Below are 326 nucleotides of genomic sequence, written 5' to 3'. Positions count from 1 at the left end.
CTCAGGGTATTCGACGACAAGGGCGCCGGCACGCTCACCCGCATCTACTCGGCCCTCAACTACGCCTACCAGAACGGCAAGGCGGGCGACGTGGTCAACATGAGCCTCAGGGTGGACGGCTCCACCATGCTCGACGACCTGGTGAAGAAGACCGCCGCCAAGGGCATGTTCGTGGTGGTGGCCGCCGGCAACTCCTACGTGGACTGCAAGGCCGACTCCCCCGCCCGCGTGGTGGCCCCCAACGTGTACGTGGTCTCCAACATGGACAGCAACGGCAAGTTCAGCCCCACCTCCAACTTCGGGGCCTCCGTGCGCTACGCCGCCCC

At 66.3% G+C, this 326-nt stretch carries 1 protein-coding gene; it reads left to right on the top strand.

What is annotated here, in order from left to right:
- Positions 1-42: 42 nt before the first annotated feature.
- Positions 43-326, top strand: a 284-nt coding sequence (locus EFA69_RS12835; protein WP_245964572.1) for a S8 family serine peptidase, incomplete at its 3' end; no start/stop codon positions are given.

Origin of the sequence: Rufibacter immobilis (assembly GCF_003721565.1) — a bacterium.
Taxonomy (GTDB): Bacteria; Bacteroidota; Bacteroidia; order Cytophagales; family Hymenobacteraceae; genus Nibribacter; species Nibribacter immobilis.
This window is presented reverse-complemented; position numbering and strand designations above follow the sequence as displayed.